This is a genomic window from Xanthomonas sp. LMG 12462, from assembly GCF_009192885.1.
GTDB lineage: Bacteria > Pseudomonadota > Gammaproteobacteria > Xanthomonadales > Xanthomonadaceae > Xanthomonas_A > Xanthomonas_A sontii.
On sequence record NZ_NMPP01000016.1, the window covers coordinates 15,231 to 31,567 of the forward strand.

Consider the following 16,337-nt stretch of genomic DNA (forward strand, 5'->3'; position numbering starts at 1 on the left):
GGATCCCACTATGACCAGTCGAGCGAAGAAGACGACGTACCGGGACTGGCTCCTTGCCGTGGTGGCCGGTCTATTCATCGGTACCGTCGGCGGCGCCGGTGCGGATGTGGATGTCTCGCAGTCGCCGCTGTATGTGGGCAGCGACGTGCCGGGCAACCTGGCATTCGTGCCGTCGGTGGAGTTTCCGACGGTGATCAGCAAGGCGAATTTGTCCGATACCTATTCGGCGACGACCAAATTCGTGGGCTATTTCGATTCCAGCAAGTGCTACAGATACCACTACAGCGATACAGAAACTGATCGCTATTTTTATCCGGTCGGACTGCTGGGCAAAAACCCGGGCAGCTATTCCTGTGGCGGGGCCGGCGTATGGGCGGGGAATTTCCTGAATTGGGCGGCCACTCAGACGATCGATCCTTTTCGTTCGGCGTTGACGGGAGGGTATCGCGTACGCGATACCGCGACTGAGACCATTCTCGAGAAGGCGATCGCCGATCGCGACAGTACGGGCAATTTTCCGCGGCGCTTCATAAGCAACAACCAGGTGCTCATCTCCGGTGGAACGGCGGCCAGCTGGCAAAGCTTCGGGATGCGCATCGATGGTCTCGGCAACAAGATGAATTTCGCCGCAAGCAACCTCGGAAATGCGCCACGAACTGCGATCGCCTACGACCCGAGCAAGCATGCCCTGGATGGCAGCTACCTTATGCTTGACGGTTCGCCTTGTACGTCCCCTCAGAACATTGGCTGTGTCCAGGATACGAGCCTGACGTTCCAGGTGTCTGTTCGGGTCAAGGTCTGCGATGCCAGTCTGGGTGCCTCGTATCTCGAGGACAACTGCGTCGCCTATCCCAATGGAGGCTATAAGCCGGAGGGGTTGATTCAGCAGTATTCCAAGCGCATTCGCTACAGTGTCTTCGGTTACAAGAACACTGACGATCCTTCCGTGGATAGCGGTATTTTGCGCGCAAACCAGAAGTTCGTCGGGCCATATACTTACAACCCCGATCAGGGAGCGCTTGCGAATGCGGCGCGAGAGTGGGATCCGCAGACTGGCGTCATCTATCAAAATCCCGATGTTTCCGACGCTGCAGCAACGACCGCGGCGATTGGCGGGACAGACCCTCAGTATCAGGTCGTCAACAGCGGCGTCATCAATTATCTGAACAAGTTCGGTCAACTCAATACCGGCAAGAACGTCAAGTCGTACGACGATGTCAGTGAGCTCTATTACGCCGCAATCCGCTATTTCAAACACCAGGGTAATATCGCGGCCTACTCTTCGTTGAGCGGAAACGCGCAGCAGCGATACCAGCAAGCCGATGGTTTCCCGGTCATCACCCAGTGGAACGATCCCATTTCCTATCGCTGCCAGATCAATGTGATCTTGGGCATCGGCGACACCAACACGCATTTGGACAAGAATCTGCCAGGCAACACCACCAACCTGAGTGGCGAGCCGGCCACACCTCCGGAAGTGACCCGCGATACCTCGGTCAGCGTTATCGACCGTATGACGCAGATCTGGCGTAAGGAAGGCAAGTCTGCCAACGACGCCGCCTCCAGCGCGGTCACGTCGCAGTTCAACAGCGACAAGAACTCCGCCTACATCGCGGCGCTCGCCTACGACGCGCACACCAAGGATCTGCGTCCCGACACCGCCAGCGATGGCTTGCCTGGCAAGCAGACCCTCTCCACACACTGGGTCGACGTTGTGGAATATGGCGATTACAAGTCGCCGAGCACCAACCAGTATTGGCTGACCACGAAGTACGGCGGTTTCCGTGTGCCGGAAGGCTACGATCCGGAGACCAATATCAGCGCCTTGGCGGACTCCACCTGGTGGGACGGCAGCTCCTACGTCAATGGCAATGCCAATTACAAGAAGCCGGACAATTACTACCTTGCCGCCGACGCGGAAAAGATGGTGGCGAGCCTGCGCCAGGCGTTCGAGCGCATCCTGGAGGAGATGAAGGGGTCTGCAGCTTCCCTCGCCAGCAATACGACCAAGCTTGAAGCGGGCGCGCGGACGTACCAGTCCGTGTTCTACAGCGGCACCTGGCGTGGCGATGTGGTGGCGTACGACGTCAACCAGACCACCGGCGCGCTGACCCAGGCGTGGAGCGCGGGCGCGCAGCTCCCGGCCTGGGATACCCGGACGATCAAGTTCGCCAACTCGAACGGGAATCTGGACAATTTCGCCTACGGCAAGCTCGCCGGAACGCCGTTGTCGTCCGCGACGCAGAACCAGATCGACTATCTGCGTGGCGATCGCTCGCAGGAGAAGGCCAACGGTGGCGTCCTGCGTACCCGTAGCGGCATCCTTGGCGACATCGTCAACTCGCAGCCGGTCTATGTGGGAGCACCCAACCCACGGCTGTACACGACGGCGACGTTCAACGGCGCCAGCGCTTATGCCTCCTTCGCTGCGGCCAAGTCCACGCGCGCGCCGATGATCTATGTCGGTGCCAATGACGGCATGCTGCATGGGTTCGATGCCAGCACCGGTGCGGAGAAGTTCGCCTTCGTGCCGAAAGCGGCGATGACCGGGTTGCTGGACTACACCGATCCGAACTACCAGCACCGGTATTACGTGGATGGCGAACTCACCGTGTCGGACGTCTACTCCGGGGGCAGCTGGCGCTCGGTGCTGATCGGCACCATGGGGCGGGGCGGAAAGGGCATGTTCGCGCTGGATGTCACCGATCCCAACAACATCACTCTGCTGTGGGACAAGACCTCCACGACCACCGACCTCGTCGGACTGGGCAACAATCTCGGCAAGCCGATCATCGGGCAGCTCGCCGACGGTCAGTGGTACGCGATGCTCGGCAATGGTCCCAACAGCACCAGCGATTCTGCCTACCTCATCCTCGTCAATATCTCTGGTGGAGCCGCCACGCAGATTGCCGCGGGAACCGGTACCAGTAATGGCCTGTCGGGCGTGCTGGCTTGGTCATCCAACAACAATTTCATCGTCGATCGCCTGTATGCCGGCGATCTCGCAGGCAATCTGTGGGCGTTCGACATGTCCGGCGTCCGCGGTACCGCGCGCAGGCTGTTCTCCGCCAGCTATGCGTCCAAGGCGCAACCGATCACCGCTGCACCCACGGCGGCGAAGGATCCGGCGACGGGCCTGACCTGGGTGTTCTTCGGGACCGGCAAGTACCTGTCCAGCGGCGATCTGGGCAACAAGGACGTGCAGAGTTGGTATGGCCTGATCGACCGCGGCAGCACCATCCCCTCCAATCGTTCCACCCTGAACAAGGTCAACATCCTGCAGGAAGGCACCGTCAACGGCTTTGCCGTGCGCGTGATCGAGGACAAGCCCAACGCCGGGCAGGACGGCTGGTACATGGACCTGCTGTCGCCTCCCGGCACGCCGCAGGGCGAGCGCATGGTGGTGTCCAACTTCTTCCAGGGCACGGCGCTGATCGGGACCACGCGTATTCCGGATTCGGGCGATGTGTGCAGCCCCAGCGGCAAGGGCTTCGTGATGGCGATCAACCCGTTCACCGGCGGCCGGCTGTCGCAATCCTTCTTCGACCTGGACGGCAGCGGCGGATCCAGCACCGGCGATACACTCAATGGCACCCCTGTCTCCGGCATCGGCCTGAACAGCAGCCCCAACAGTCCGATCTTCATCGGCAACCAGATGCAGATCGCATTGGATAACGCGAGTACGACCACGCTCGGTACCAACAGCAGCGCGCTCAGCATGAAGCGCGTGTCCTGGCGCGAACTTCTGAGGAACAATTGATGCGACTTTCTTCCTTTCCGTCCCGCCGGCAGCGCGGCTTCACCCTGATCGAACTGATGATCGTGGTCGCGATCGTGGGTGTTCTGGCGGCGATCGCGTTCGCCAGCTATCAGTCGCACGTGGTCAAGGCCCGTCGCTCGGCGGCGTCCGTGTGCTTGCAGCAAGGGGCGCAGCTCATCGAGCGCTACTACACCACCAAGCTGACGTATGAGCGTGTTCCCAAGCCTCAGTGCGAAAGCGATGCCGTGCAGTTCTACAACGTCGATTTCACAGGTACGCCGAATGCCAACACGTTCAAGTTGACGGCGACGCCGACCGGTCCGCAGTTGGCCAACGACACCCAGTGCGGCGCGCTCAGCATCGATCAGAAGGGGGCGCGTACAACGTCCACTGGCGCTGGCGAGGGTACCTGCTGGTGAAGCTGGGCCGGTAGGGCGCAGTTGCAGTCAGGAAAGCACGGGTTCACCCCTTGCGGTCGGCATGAGGCCTCTATACAATGCGCCTCCCCGCCCGAATAGCTCAGCCGGTTAGAGCACTTGACTGTTAATCAGGGGGTCGTTGGTTCGAGTCCAACTTCGGGCGCCAAATCCGCAAAGGCCGCGAGCGATCGCGGCCTTTGCTTTTGCGCGTCAGTCCGGCGTCCGGCAGGGCATCGATTCGGTCGCTTTTCGCGTGCGGATGCGTCCGGTGTTGTTGACCACCACCGCTGCGCGTAACCGGCCGCGCTCGCAGATGTTGACGGTCAGGTTGCTGCCGGCGCTGCGTCCATCGGGCAGGAAGCGGATCGAGGGGCGGCCTTGGTTGGAGCGCAGTACCAGTTCGCCGACGCCCGGCGCGCTGCCTTCGCTGAGGATGCTGTCCGGCGCGATCGGCTGGCCTTGCCGTTCCGGGTCGCGGAACACCAGCCAGCCCTGGCTCCAGTCGCTGTCGCCGCGGCAACTGCCGTCACCGTTGGACGGGCAGGCGCTGACCGGGACGCCGAGGCTGATCGCGCTGCTGCGTGCCATGGCGAAGTGCGCGCTCAGCTGGTGCGTGGCCGCCGTCAAGCGCTGGTTCGCCAGCAGCTCCCGGAATGCCGGCAGGCCGATGCCGGCGAGCAGGCAGATCACCGCCATCACGATCATGGCCTCGAGCAATGTGTAGCCTTTGGCTGCAGCGTTCCGCATGTCCGTCGTCTCCCGGTGCGAGGTCGCCAGTCTCGCGGCCGGGCGGCAGGGCTTGAATGAGGGGGTTGTGCGTTCCCATGTAGGAAATCTCCCCGGCGCGGGGTCGGCCGACACTGTCGGCCTCGCTCTTCACCTTGAGGCTTGTGCATGTCCGACCGTTTCCAACTCGTATCGCCGTATTCGCCGGCCGGCGACCAGCCGCAGGCGATCGAGAAGCTGGTGGCCGGCTTCGAGGCCGGCCTGGCCAAGCAGACCCTGCTCGGCGTGACCGGGTCGGGCAAGACCTACACCATCGCCAACGTGGTCCAGGCGATCCAGAAGCCGACCCTGGTGATGGCGCCGAACAAGACGCTGGCGGCGCAGCTGTACGGCGAATTCAAGGCGTTCTTCCCCAACAACGCGGTCGAGTACTTCGTCAGCTACTACGACTACTACCAGCCCGAGGCCTACGTGCCGTCCTCGGACACCTTCATCGAGAAGGACAGTTCGATCAACGAGCACATCGAGCAGATGCGCCTGGCCGCGACCAAGACCCTGCTGTCGCGGCGCGATGCGCTGGTGGTGGCGACGGTCTCGGCGATCTACGGCCTGGGTGCGCCGGAGGACTACCTGTCGCTGCGGCTGATCCTGTCGATCGGCGAGCACTTGGAGCAGCGCCAGTTGATCCGCCACCTGACCGATCTGCAGTACACCCGCAACGAGTACGAATTGCACCGCGGCAGTTTCCGCGTACGCGGCGAGGTCATCGATGTGTTCCCGGCCGAATCCGACAGCGAGGCCTTGCGCATCGAACTGTTCGACGGCGACGTGGAGCAGCTGACCCTGTTCGATCCGCTGACAGGCGAGACGCTGCGCAAGCTGCAGCGCTACACGATCTACCCCAAGACCCACTACGCCACCACCCGCGAGCGCACGCTCAGCGCGGTGGACACGATCAAGCTGGAGCTGAAGGATCGGCTTGAGCAACTGTACGCGCAGAACAAGCTGGTGGAGGCGCAGCGGCTGGCGCAGCGTACCCAGTTCGACCTGGAAATGATGGCCGAGGTCGGCTTCTGCAACGGCATCGAGAACTACTCGCGGCATCTGACCGGCAAGGCGCCGGGCGAACCGCCGCCGACCCTGTTCGACTACCTGCCGCCGGACGCCTTGCTGGTGGTGGACGAGTCGCACGTCACCGTGCCGCAGATCGGCGCGATGTACAAAGGCGACCGCTCGCGCAAGGAAACCCTGGTGGAATTCGGTTTCCGCCTGCCGTCGGCGCTGGACAACCGGCCGCTGCGCTTCGAGGAATGGGAGGCGCGCTCGCCGCGCAGCATCTACGTCTCGGCCACGCCGGGCCCCTACGAATTGCGCGAATCGGCCGGCGAGATCACCGAACTGGTGGTGCGCCCGACCGGGCTGATCGATCCGGAAGTGGAGATCCGGCCGGTGGCGACCCAGGTCGACGATCTGCTGTCGGAGATCAACCTGCGCGTGGCCGATGGCGACCGTGTCCTGGTCACCACGCTGACCAAACGCATGGCCGAGAACCTCACCGAGTACTTGGGCGAGCACGGGGTGAAGGTGCGCTACCTGCACTCGGACATCGACACGGTCGAGCGCGTGGAGATCATCCGCGACCTGCGCCTGGGCAAGTTCGACGTGCTGGTCGGCATCAACCTGCTGCGCGAGGGCCTGGACATGCCGGAGGTCTCTTTGGTCGCGATCCTGGATGCCGACAAGGAAGGCTTCCTGCGCTCCACCGGCTCGCTGATCCAGACCATCGGCCGTGCCGCGCGCAACCTGCGCGGCAAGGCGATCCTCTACGCGGACAAGATGACGCGTTCGATGCAGGCCGCGATCGACGAAACCGGGCGCCGCCGCGAGAAGCAGGTGGAGTACAACCTGGAACACGGAATCGTCCCGAAGTCGGTGGCGCGCCCGATCGTGGACATCCTGGAGGGCGCGCGCGAGGACGCGACCGAGGCCAAGTCGGGCAAGGGCAAAGGCAAGAGCAAGGCGCGCCGGGTCGCGGAAGAGCCGGCCGACTACCGGGCGCTGGCCCCGGCGGAGATCGTCGCGCGGCTCAAGGCGCTGGAGCAGGAGATGTACCAGCACGCGCGGGACCTGGAGTTCGAGGATGCGGCGCGGGTGCGCGACCAGATCAAGAAGCTGCGCGACGCCAGTCTGGTCGGCTAGGCGGGCCGCAGCGGTGCCTGATCGGAAGGTGGGTATTGTTCTTGTCCGCCAGGTGGGCTAAGATTCGCGCCCCTGCAGCGGTGCGCCGCGGCAGAGAAGGGCGGTTAGCTCAGCGGTAGAGCACTACCTTGACATGGTAGGGGTCACAGGTTCGAACCCTGTACCGCCCACCACGACGCGAAAAAGCGAACGTGGAAACGACAAAGCCGGCAGACGCCGGCTTTTTTGTGTCTGCGCTCACGCCACCGGGTGCGCTCGTATGCTGGCCGCGCGGCCGGGCTTGCTTTAGCATCCGAGCGGACGATCAGGCGAGGAGGCCAGGCGCATGGTGGAATACCATCATACGGTGCAAGTCAAGGGACGCTACCAGCTCGTGGCGTTGACCCGGGAGCCGGACTACAGCCCGGCCAACGTGGTGGGCTATACGGTCACCACCGACGGCGGTGCGCGGGTGGATCCGCACGACATGTCCTGGGACGAGGCGCGTGTCTTCCTGGACACTCTGGTCGAGCGCGATCGGGACGCGGTCAGCGCGGAAAAGAAGCCCTCGCGTAACAAGCCGAGCACGCGGCAGCGTCGCTAGCGCGTCTGCACGTCTGGGCGGTCGCAAGCCCACCAGCAGTACTCGCCGGGCAGGACGTGCCGGAGTCCCGGGCATTGCGCAGGCGCCATCTGGGGCCTGGCGCTTGTGACGGTCGACCTCCCTGGCCAAGCGCCGTTTCCGGTCGATGCCGTGCTTGCAGGTCCCCCCGACGCGCACACCACCGACGCAACTCCTCTCAAAGCGCGGAACTCGCTCTAGAATGTCGGCCAGGATGGATCAGGGAGGATAGGGCTTGTCGAATCGTAAACTCGTTGCGGCGGCGCTCGTCGTCGTGCTCACGGCCGTCTGCGGCTATTTCCTGTCCGGCTACCTGGTCCTGCTGCTGCTGAAGCTGGACACGCGGATGTTCGGGCTTGGCACCTACTATCAGTACGTTCACGCCATCGGCTTGCCGGAGGTGGCTCCGTACGTCGGCAAGATCAAATGGGCCGGCTACCTCGGCTTCGGCTTGCCCGGCCTGGTGGCCCTGCTGATCCTGGTGCTGATGTTCAGGCCGCCCAAGCGCAGCCTGCATGGCGACGCGCGCTTCGCCGGCGCGGCCGACCTGTCCAAGCATGGGCTGTTCAAGACCAGCGGCGATGGCATCGTTGTCGGCAAGTTCCGCGGCAAGCTGGTGCGCCTCAGTGGCCAGCAGTTCGTGATCCTGGCGGCCCCGACCCGGTCGGGCAAGGGCGTCGGCGTGGTCATTCCGAACCTGCTGGAGTACCAGGAATCGGTGGTCGTCCTGGACATCAAGCAGGAGAACTTCGATCTGACCAGCGGCTGGCGCGCCAGCCAGGGCCAGGAGGTGTTCCTGTTCAATCCGTTCGCCGAGGACCGTCGCACCCATCGCTGGAATCCGCTCAGCTATGTCTCCGACGATCCGGCGTTCCGCGTCTCGGACCTGATGAGCATCGCCGCCATGTTGTATCCGGATGGCTCCGACGACCAGAAGTTCTGGGTCAGCCAGGCGCGCAATGCGTTCATGGCGTTCTCGCTGTACCTGTTCGAGAACTGGGACGACGAGCGCAACATCGGCTTCCCCGGCGGTCTCGGCACGCCGACGCTGGGCGCGATCTACCGCCTGTCGTCCGGCGACGGCACCGACCTGAAGAAGTACCTGAAGTCGCTGTCGGAGCGGCGCTTCCTCAGCGGCAACGCCAAGTCGGCGTTCTCCAACCTGCTGTCGCAGGCGGACGAGACCTTCGCCTCGATCATGGGCACGCTCAAGGAGCCGCTCAACGCCTGGATCAACCCGGTGCTGGATGCGGCCACCAGCGACAACGACTTCCTGCTCACCGACCTGCGCAAGAAGAAGATGACCATCTACATCGGCATCCAGCCCAACAAGCTGGCCGAGAGCCGCCTGATCATCAACCTGTTCTTCAGCCAGATCATCAACCTCAACACCAAGGAACTGCCCAAGAGCAATCCGGCGTTGAAGTATCAGTGCCTGCTGCTGATGGACGAGTTCACCGCGATCGGCAAGGTCGACATCATCGCCTCGGCAGTGTCATATATGGCTGGCTACAATGTCCGCCTTCTGCCGATCATCCAGAGCATGGCGCAGCTCGATGCCACCTATGGCAAGGACATCTCGCGGACCATCATCACGAATCATGCACTGCAGATTCTCTACGCTCCGCGCGAGCAGCAGGATGCCAACGACTACTCCGAGATGCTCGGCTACACCACCTTCCGCAAGAAGAACGTCACCCGCGGCAAGGATGTGACCCGAAGCGTGTCGGAGGAGAAGCGGGCGCTGATGCTGCCGCAAGAGTTGAAGGCGATGGGCAACGATCAAGAGGTGTTCTTGTACGAGGGCATTCCGCATCCGGTGAAGTGCGACAAGATCAAGTACTACAAGGATCGCTACTTCACCGCGCGGCTGCGTCCCAAAGTCGATATTCCGACACTCTCGATATGAAAGTGTGACGAAAAACACCTATTTTTTGGGCGTATTTATCATTTGAACGTTTTTTTGCCAAATGCTTGACGTGGGCATGCCCCTGCGGCACATTCTCGCGAGTATGGCGGTGCGTTGGTAACAGAAACAGGAACAGGGGCGTGGGCCGAACGGCGCACGTAAGGGGTGACATGGAAGGTTTGCTGTCAAATTCCGTTTTCTTCGGCGCTGATCGCGCGGCCTCGGATCCGTCCGGTTGTCTGCAGCAGATCCGTGCCCGCGCCGTTCCCGGCGCCTTCCTTGCCGCGACGCGCATGTCGTGCCGTCGCGTCGAACTTCGCCATCCAGCAGTGGGCCGCCTGCGCGCCGCCCGCTCTCTATACGTTTCCGCAATTCAGAGGCTCGCGTGAAAAGAACGCATATGTTTCGGCTGATCGCTACGTTGAGTGCCGTCGCGCTGCTGAGCGCCTGTGCAACCAGGCCGGCACCCGACTTCCGCGGCAAGTGGAAGCCGGTCAACCGTTTCTCCGAGTCGACCATGGAGATCCCGCTGTACTCGTCGTACGTGTATCAGGCGATCCCGATGGACGGCACGCTCAAGACGATGCTCGAGCGCTGGGCCAAGGATTCGAACATGCAGCTGTCCTACGGCATCCAGTCCGATTACACGCTGTATGCCCCGGTCGCCAAGATCAACACCACCAGCATCCAGCAGGCGGTCGCCGAGCTGAGCGTGGTCTATGCGCAGGAAGGGCTGAGCGTGACCGCGGCGGGCAATCGCATCCTGGTGCAGCCGTCGTCGTCGCTGAGCGGCGCGCCGGCAGCCAGCGGCAGCGCGAAGTGACGTCACCGTCGGCCTGCACGCTGCGCGCCGACAGCCACATTACGAAACCTGGTGAAGTCTGATGTTCGGTAAAAAGCCGGTCGAAAGCGAAAACGTCAACAAAGCGGTCGCGAAGGCGGTCAACTACGAAATCAGCATTGCTGATCTGGCTCGCCGCAGCGAGCGCCGTGCGTGGTGGGTCGCGTTCGGGGCCATCATCATGTGCCTGCTGCTGGGCGGCGGGTACTACTACATGCTGCCGTTGAAGGAGAAGGTGCCGTATCTGGTGATGGCCGATGCGTATACCGGCAATTCCTCGGTGACGGTATTGCGCAACAGCGGCGATGTACAGAGTGTCACCAACAGCGAAGCGCTGGCCAAGAGCAACGTGGCGCGCTTCATCACCGCACGTGAGTCCTACGATTCGGAGATGATGGGGCTCAACGACTGGAATACGGTGTTCTCGATGGCGCCGCGGGACACCGCGGTGGGTGCCGAGTACTTCAATCTGCACGCACCCAACAATCCCTCGGCCCCGTATTACACCTATGGCAAGGCGCGGTCGATTCGGGTCAAGATTCTGAGCATGAACCTGCTCGGCGGGGGCAATAAACCGTATACAGGCGCGAACGTGCGCTTCCAGCGCAGCATTTATGACAAGAAGACGGGGCAATCCACGTTCCTCGACAACAAGTTCGCCATTATCGGCTTCAAGTACAACAGCAATCTGGCCATGGACGACGAACTGCGGGTGCAGAATCCGTTGGGGTTCCAGGTGACCGATTACCGGGTCGACAACGACTACTCGGCCATGCCAGTGCCACCTTCGTCGGCCGTGCAGGCTCCTGAGACCGGCGCGGTTCAGCAGCCTGCGGCCGCGCAGATGCCGGGAGCGGCGGGCGAAGTGCCGATGCAGCGGATGCCAGGTCAGCCGACGGCACCTGGCGCGAACGGTACGGTGCCGGCCACGCAGCCGGCGCCGATGGCCAATCCGGCGAGTGCGCCTGTCTATCCAGGGGCGCAGCCGGCTGCGGCAGCCCCTGCACCCAACGTTGCACCTCAGCACAACGGTAATGGAGCGAACGTTCGATGAGTTTCCTGACGAAAACCGGTTCGGCGCATCTTGCGTTGCTGGCTCTGGGTCTGTTCGCGCCGATTGCATCGGCCCAGGTGGTTCAGCAGTACGAGTACGAGCCTGACAAGATCTATCAGGTGCGTACCGGCCTGGGCATCACCACCCAGATCGAACTGAGCCCGAACGAGAAGATCCTCGATTACAGCACCGGTTTCACCAGTGGCTGGGAACTCAGCCGTCGCGAGAACGTCTTCTACCTGAAGCCGAAGAACGTCGACGTCGATACCAACATGATGATCCGCACCGCCACCCACTCCTACATCCTCGAATTGAAGGTGGTAGCGACGGATTGGCAGCGGCTGGAGCAGGCCAAGCAGGCCGGCGTGCAATACAAAGTGACCTTCACCTATCCGAAGGACACCAGCTTTGCCGCCGCCAGCGACGAGGTGAAGGACGAGTCGCAGCTCGACACGCGCTTGACCAAGGATCGTCATTACTACTTCGACTACGACTATTCCACGCGTTCCAAGCAAATGTGGATCGTGCCGAGCAGCGTCTACGACGATGGCAAGTTCACCTACATCAAAATGGATCTGACGCGTTTCCCCACTGGCAACTTCCCGGCCGTGTTCGGTCGCGAGAAGGAGAGCGATGAGGATTTCCTGGTCAATACGACAGTCGAGGGCAACACCCTGATTGTCCATGGGACCTATCCCTTCCTGGTCATCCGCCACGGCAAGAATGTTGTCGGCTTGCGTAGGAACAAGCAAAAGTGAACTCGAATCTACCCCCGTCTGACGAAAACTACGGCAACGACCACGGTCAGCCGCGTTCCCCGCATGCGGACGATGCGCCGCGCGAGAATCCCTATTTCGCTCGCCAGCAGCAGACCGCTGACCCGGATCTGGACGCCAATGAGCCGGTGCTCCGCTCCAGCGATCTGAAGAAGCTCAATCGCAAGGCGCTGGTGTTCCTGGGCGGCATCGCCGCGCTGTTGATCCTTGCGATCTTCTGGCTGGTGAGCGGCAGCAGCACGCCTGAGCCGGCACCGAAGCCGCGCCAGGAAGCGGTGGTGGCGCCTGCGTTGCCGCAGACCGCGGCGCCTCCACCGGTGCAGCCGGCCGAGCCGGTGCCACTGGCCGAGCAACCGAGTCTGCCGCCGTTGCCGCCGATGCCCACCGATACCGACACGCAGACGCAGTCGGCTCCGCGACAGGAGCGTGGGCCGTCCTTGCTGGAGCGGCGCATGGCCGGCCTGCAACAGGACGCCGGTGGCCAGGGCCTGGGTGGCATGATGCCGGGACAGGAGCAGGGTGGCGCGCCGATGCAGCAGGAGCAGGAGACCTCTGCCAAGCCGATCGCCAACCCGGACGGTCTGCTGGTGCGCGGCACCTACATCCGCTGCGTGCTGGAAACGCGGATCATCACCGATTTCCCCGGCTTCACCTCCTGCATCATCACCGAGCCGGTGTACTCCATCAACGGCCGCCGCCTGTTGCTGCCGAAGGGATCGAAGATCCTCGGCCAGTACGGTCCCGGGGAACCGACCGGCCCGCGCATGCAGGTCGTCTGGGATCGCATCACCACCCCTACCGGCATCGATGTGACCCTGGTTGGTCCCGGCGTCGACAACCTCGGCAGCGCCGGCCACCCGGGTCAATACAGTGCGCATTGGGCGAGCCGCATCTCGTCCGCGCTGATGATCAGCTTGCTCAGCGACGCCTTCAAGTGGGCGGCGGCCGAGCATGGCCCGAAGACCACGACGACCGGCCTCAATTCCGGCATCGTCACCGAGCAGCCGTACGAGAGCAACACGGCGCAGTCCATCCAGCGTCTGGCCGACCAGGCCCTGGATCGCCGCCGTCCCGCCACCGTGACCATCAACCAGGGCACCATCGTGAACGTCTACGTCGCCAAGGACGTCGACTTCACGGCCGTGCTGCCGCGTTGACAGAGATCGAGACAGCGACGTGACGTTCGACGACTCCCCGACCGCGCAGATCTCCACGGATTTCCTGGATTACCAGTACTCGGTACTGGGCATCCTGGATTACCTCAACTCGCCGGACGTGACGGAAATCTGCATCAACCGTCCTGGCGAGCTGTACCTGGAGACCCTGCGTGGCTGGCAGCGGATGGATATCCCGTCGCTGACGTTCGATCGCGCGCGGCAGTTCTGTACGGCGGTGGTCAACGAGAGCAATACCGGCCAGCGCATCACCGATGCCGATCCGGTGGTGTCGTTGACCTTTCCCACCGGACAGCGCGCGCAGTTCGTGATCCCGCCGGCCTGCGACGCCGGCAAGGTGTCGATCACCATCCGTCTGCCGTCCAAGCACACCAAGACCCTGGAGCAGTACAAGGAAGACGGCTTCTTCCAGGAGATCCTGGAGGTGCAGTCGGGTCTGAGCGAGCAGGATCGCGAGCTTCTCGAGCTGCGGCGGCAGCGCGATTACGCCGAGTTCTTCAAGAAGGCGGTGCTGTTCAAGAAGAACGTCGTCGTTGCCGGCGCCACCGGTAGCGGCAAGACCACCTTCATGAAGTCGCTGGTGAATCACATCCCGCACGAAGAGCGGCTGGTGACGATCGAGGACGCGCGCGAGCTCTTCATCAGCCAGCCCAATTCCGTGCATTTGCTCTACTCGAAAGGCGGACAAAGCACGAGCAACGTCACCGCGAAGAGCTGCATGGAAGCATGCCTGCGCATGAAGCCCGACCGCATCATTCTTGCGGAGTTGCGCGGTGACGAGTCGTTCTACTTCATCCGCAACTGCGCTTCCGGTCATCCCGGTTCCATCACCAGCTGTCATGCTGGCAGCATCGGGCAGACCTGGGATCAGTTGGCGCTGATGGTCAAGGCGTCGGCCGAAGGGTCGGGCCTGGAGTTCGCGGTCATCAAGCGGTTGTTGATGATGACCATCGACATCGTTGTCCACATCAAATCGCACGCGGGCCGGCGCTATATCACCGGTATCGATTTCGATCCGGAACGCATGCAGTCGGGCGGGGGATGAATATGTTCATTAAGGTGATAGGGCGAAGCGGCGCCGATTGACTTTGAATTTTTCTTCCAACACGATTGATTTGCGACATCTGCGGCGTTCTGGGCGATTTGCCACGACGCCGATGCATAGGGAGTAACCACGGCATGTTGCCAGGCATGGAACTACTCAGCTGTCCCGAAATGGCGGTTCCGGCTGAAGTCATGCAGCACGTTGTGCGCGTCGAGTCGTCGCACAATCCGTTTGCGATCGGTGTGGTCGGTGGTCGCCTGGTGCGCCAGCCGCAGAACCTGTCCGAAGCGGTGGCCACGGCGCGGATGCTGGAAGAGAAGGGCTACAATTTCTCCCTCGGTCTCGGGCAGGTTAACCGCTACAACCTGATCAAGTACGGCCTGGATACCTACGAAAAAGCATTCAAGACCTGTCCCAATCTGCAGGCCGCCTCGAAGATCCTGGCCGAGTGCTATAGCCGCTCCGGCGGTAACTGGGGCAAGTCGTTCAGCTGTTACTACTCCGGAAACTTCGAGACCGGGTACCGCCACGGTTACGTGCAGAAGGTCTACGCGTCGATCAACCAGGGCAGGGCGCTCGCCGCGTCCACCGCGGGTGCGATCCCGGTGATCCCGGCCGGAAGCGTGCGTCGTGCGGTCAACGACTCGGTGAAGGCCGCGGCGGTGCGCGAAGTCGATTCGATCGTGTCGCGGCGCATCGACTCGGCGGCGAACCAGCTTGCCAGCGGCCTGGCCGTGCAAGGTCAGCCATCTCTGCGCCCTCAGGCTGCCGTCGCGGCGCCAACGCAGCAGACCGCTGGGACAGTTGCGGCCGCACCGGCGGCGCAACTGTCCGCTGCAGATTCCGATCTCTACGTAATACGACCTACAGGCGCCGGCAAAGGAGTGGCGGTTCCTGCAGGTGGCGGAGCGTCCCCAGCTCCGCACGTTGCCGCACACGCGCCTCAGGCCGTGGCGGGAGCGACCGTTCCTGGCGCAAGTACGCCGCCGCCGACGCCTGGCGACGGGGCCTTCGTATTCTAGCCAGATGCAGTAGCGCGGCCATGCAAATGGCTTTTTGATCACCCCCTGTTTTCCAGTCAAGGAGATACTCACGATGTTCAAGAACAATCAGATGAAGTCGAACGCCAAGGTCATCGGCACGGCGGCGTTGCAGGCGGCGGTGTTCACCGTGGCCCTGCTCGCGTCCAGCTTCGCGATGGCGCAGGACTATGCCGGTGCCGATACCAAGGTCTGCAACTTCCTCGGCAAGACCAACAATATCCTGAACATGGCGTCCATCGTGGTGGTGACGATCGCGGTCGTCTTCGCCGGCTACCAGATCGCGTTTGCGCATAAGCGCGTTTCCGAAGTGGCGCCGGTGCTGCTAGGTGGCGTGCTGATCGGCGCGGCCGGCCAGTTGGCCAAGATGCTGATCGGCGACACCGGCCAGAAGCAGTGCACGGCCACTGCGGCGATCGATATGATCCAGCACGTTCTGCACTATGCATAAGAACGTGCTTTTCCGGGGTTGCACCCGACCGGCGATGTTTTTCGGGGTGCCGTACATCCCGTTTTTCATCGGCGCGGGTGGCGGCTTCCTGATGGGTATCTATTTCGATATGTGGCTGCTGCTGCTCATTCCGGTCATCGTCTTCGTCATGCAGCAGATGACCAAGCGAGACGAGATGATCTTCCGCATGCTCGGGTTACGCTGGATGATGCGGATGCGCGTGCGCAACCTGCAGCGCTATTCCGGCATGTGGGTGTTCTCGCCGAATGAGTACAGGAAAGAGGTGCCGGGCGCCAAGCGCTAGCTTGGAATCCGGCATCGGGTCTCGGCCCCATGCACGA

General features: G+C 62.6%; 15 protein-coding genes and 2 tRNA genes. 15 read left to right on the forward strand and 2 right to left on the reverse strand.

Annotation, left to right across the window (positions count from 1 at the left end; all coding sequences use genetic code 11):
- The first annotated feature begins 10 nt into the window (after positions 1-10).
- The 3 genes from CEK69_RS05495 (at position 11) to CEK69_RS05505 (ending at position 4,345) form a co-directional block, all read left to right on the forward strand.
- Positions 11-3,760, forward strand: a complete 3,750-nt coding sequence (locus CEK69_RS05495; RefSeq protein WP_152244327.1) for a pilus assembly protein — start codon at positions 11-13, stop codon at positions 3,758-3,760.
- The gene (locus CEK69_RS05500) at positions 3,760-4,179 is read left to right on the forward strand and encodes a type IV pilin protein (RefSeq protein ID WP_152244329.1); all 420 of its coding nucleotides are present in this window, start codon (positions 3,760-3,762) and stop codon (positions 4,177-4,179) included. Before CEK69_RS05495 ends, CEK69_RS05500 begins: the two co-directional genes overlap by 1 nt.
- An 89-nt stretch (positions 4,180-4,268) precedes the next feature.
- A tRNA-Asn gene (locus tag CEK69_RS05505) sits at positions 4,269-4,345 on the forward strand.
- A gap of 44 nt (positions 4,346-4,389) precedes the next feature.
- Here the strand turns inward: CEK69_RS05505 and CEK69_RS05510 are convergent.
- Complete coding sequence (locus CEK69_RS05510) at positions 4,390-4,926, reverse strand: Tfp pilus assembly protein FimT/FimU (RefSeq protein WP_152244331.1); 537 nt, start codon at positions 4,924-4,926, stop codon at positions 4,390-4,392.
- 147 nt (positions 4,927-5,073) lie between these two features.
- On the opposite strand from CEK69_RS05510, the gene uvrB reads away from it, so the two are divergent.
- From uvrB to CEK69_RS05530, 4 genes are all read left to right on the forward strand, one after another.
- A complete protein-coding gene (uvrB, locus tag CEK69_RS05515; RefSeq protein WP_152244333.1) occupies positions 5,074-7,104 on the forward strand; it encodes an excinuclease ABC subunit UvrB in 2,031 nt (676 codons plus the stop codon).
- A 98-nt stretch (positions 7,105-7,202) separates the two neighbouring features.
- Positions 7,203-7,277: transfer RNA gene (locus tag CEK69_RS05520), tRNA-Val, on the forward strand.
- A gap of 152 nt (positions 7,278-7,429) precedes the next feature.
- Positions 7,430-7,687, forward strand: a complete 258-nt coding sequence (locus CEK69_RS05525) for a hypothetical protein (RefSeq protein WP_017907229.1) — start codon at positions 7,430-7,432, stop codon at positions 7,685-7,687.
- Positions 7,688-7,940: 253 nt separating this feature from the next.
- Complete coding sequence (locus CEK69_RS05530; protein WP_026143628.1) at positions 7,941-9,614, forward strand: type IV secretory system conjugative DNA transfer family protein; 1,674 nt, start codon at positions 7,941-7,943, stop codon at positions 9,612-9,614.
- Positions 9,615-9,799: 185 nt separating this feature from the next.
- Here the strand turns inward: CEK69_RS05530 and CEK69_RS21005 are convergent, their stop codons facing one another.
- Entirely contained in the window at positions 9,800-9,937 is a 138-nt protein-coding gene (locus CEK69_RS21005; RefSeq protein ID WP_193312563.1) for a hypothetical protein, read from the reverse strand.
- Positions 9,938-10,014: 77 nt separating this feature from the next.
- On the opposite strand from CEK69_RS21005, the gene CEK69_RS05535 reads away from it, so the two are divergent.
- The 8 genes from CEK69_RS05535 to CEK69_RS05570 all read left to right on the forward strand — a co-directional run bounded on the left by CEK69_RS05535 (position 10,015) and on the right by CEK69_RS05570 (position 16,300).
- Positions 10,015-10,437, forward strand: a complete 423-nt coding sequence (locus CEK69_RS05535; protein ID WP_017916128.1) for a hypothetical protein — start codon at positions 10,015-10,017, stop codon at positions 10,435-10,437.
- A 61-nt stretch (positions 10,438-10,498) separates the two neighbouring features.
- Complete coding sequence (locus CEK69_RS05540; RefSeq protein ID WP_152235964.1) at positions 10,499-11,509, forward strand: VirB8/TrbF family protein; 1,011 nt, start codon at positions 10,499-10,501, stop codon at positions 11,507-11,509.
- Positions 11,506-12,267 (forward strand): TrbG/VirB9 family P-type conjugative transfer protein, encoded by a 762-nt coding sequence (locus CEK69_RS05545; RefSeq protein ID WP_017911235.1) that lies wholly within the window; start codon positions 11,506-11,508, stop codon positions 12,265-12,267. Before CEK69_RS05540 ends, CEK69_RS05545 begins: the two co-directional genes overlap by 4 nt.
- Positions 12,264-13,442, forward strand: a complete 1,179-nt coding sequence (locus tag CEK69_RS05550) for a TrbI/VirB10 family protein (RefSeq protein WP_152235965.1) — start codon at positions 12,264-12,266, stop codon at positions 13,440-13,442. The genes CEK69_RS05545 and CEK69_RS05550 overlap by 4 nt, the downstream gene beginning before the upstream one ends.
- A 19-nt stretch (positions 13,443-13,461) precedes the next feature.
- Positions 13,462-14,505, forward strand: a complete 1,044-nt coding sequence (gene virB11 / locus CEK69_RS05555) for a P-type DNA transfer ATPase VirB11 (RefSeq protein ID WP_017907223.1) — start codon at positions 13,462-13,464, stop codon at positions 14,503-14,505.
- A 146-nt stretch (positions 14,506-14,651) separates the two neighbouring features.
- Positions 14,652-15,527 carry a lytic transglycosylase domain-containing protein gene (locus tag CEK69_RS05560; RefSeq protein ID WP_193313910.1) on the forward strand — a complete coding sequence of 292 codons (876 nt, stop codon included), beginning with the start codon at positions 14,652-14,654 and terminating at the stop codon, positions 15,525-15,527.
- A gap of 73 nt (positions 15,528-15,600) precedes the next feature.
- Positions 15,601-15,996 carry a TrbC/VirB2 family protein gene (locus tag CEK69_RS05565; protein ID WP_017911231.1) on the forward strand — a complete coding sequence of 132 codons (396 nt, stop codon included), beginning with the start codon at positions 15,601-15,603 and terminating at the stop codon, positions 15,994-15,996.
- Positions 15,989-16,300 (forward strand): VirB3 family type IV secretion system protein, encoded by a 312-nt coding sequence (locus CEK69_RS05570; protein ID WP_010340363.1) that lies wholly within the window; start codon positions 15,989-15,991, stop codon positions 16,298-16,300. Before CEK69_RS05565 ends, CEK69_RS05570 begins: the two co-directional genes overlap by 8 nt.
- Positions 16,301-16,337: the final 37 nt, after the last annotated feature.

Excerpts from the sequence above, each read along its gene's own strand:
- CEK69_RS05495 (WP_152244327.1), top strand. The coding sequence starts at position 11 with ATGACCAGTCGAGCGAAGAAGACGACGTACCGGGACTGGCTCCTTGCC.
- CEK69_RS05500 (WP_152244329.1), top strand. The coding sequence starts at position 3,760 with ATGCGACTTTCTTCCTTTCCGTCCCGCCGGCAGCGCGGCTTCACCCTG.
- CEK69_RS05510 (WP_152244331.1), bottom strand. The coding sequence starts at position 4,926 with ATGCGGAACGCTGCAGCCAAAGGCTACACATTGCTCGAGGCCATGATC.
- uvrB (WP_152244333.1), top strand. The coding sequence starts at position 5,074 with ATGTCCGACCGTTTCCAACTCGTATCGCCGTATTCGCCGGCCGGCGAC.
- CEK69_RS05525 (WP_017907229.1), top strand. The coding sequence starts at position 7,430 with ATGGTGGAATACCATCATACGGTGCAAGTCAAGGGACGCTACCAGCTC.
- CEK69_RS21005 (WP_193312563.1), bottom strand. The coding sequence starts at position 9,937 with ATGGCGAAGTTCGACGCGACGGCACGACATGCGCGTCGCGGCAAGGAA.
- CEK69_RS05535 (WP_017916128.1), top strand. The coding sequence starts at position 10,015 with ATGTTTCGGCTGATCGCTACGTTGAGTGCCGTCGCGCTGCTGAGCGCC.
- CEK69_RS05540 (WP_152235964.1), top strand. The coding sequence starts at position 10,499 with ATGTTCGGTAAAAAGCCGGTCGAAAGCGAAAACGTCAACAAAGCGGTC.
- CEK69_RS05545 (WP_017911235.1), top strand. The coding sequence starts at position 11,506 with ATGAGTTTCCTGACGAAAACCGGTTCGGCGCATCTTGCGTTGCTGGCT.
- CEK69_RS05560 (WP_193313910.1), top strand. The coding sequence starts at position 14,652 with ATGGAACTACTCAGCTGTCCCGAAATGGCGGTTCCGGCTGAAGTCATG.
- CEK69_RS05565 (WP_017911231.1), top strand. The coding sequence starts at position 15,601 with ATGTTCAAGAACAATCAGATGAAGTCGAACGCCAAGGTCATCGGCACG.
- CEK69_RS05570 (WP_010340363.1), top strand. The coding sequence starts at position 15,989 with ATGCATAAGAACGTGCTTTTCCGGGGTTGCACCCGACCGGCGATGTTT.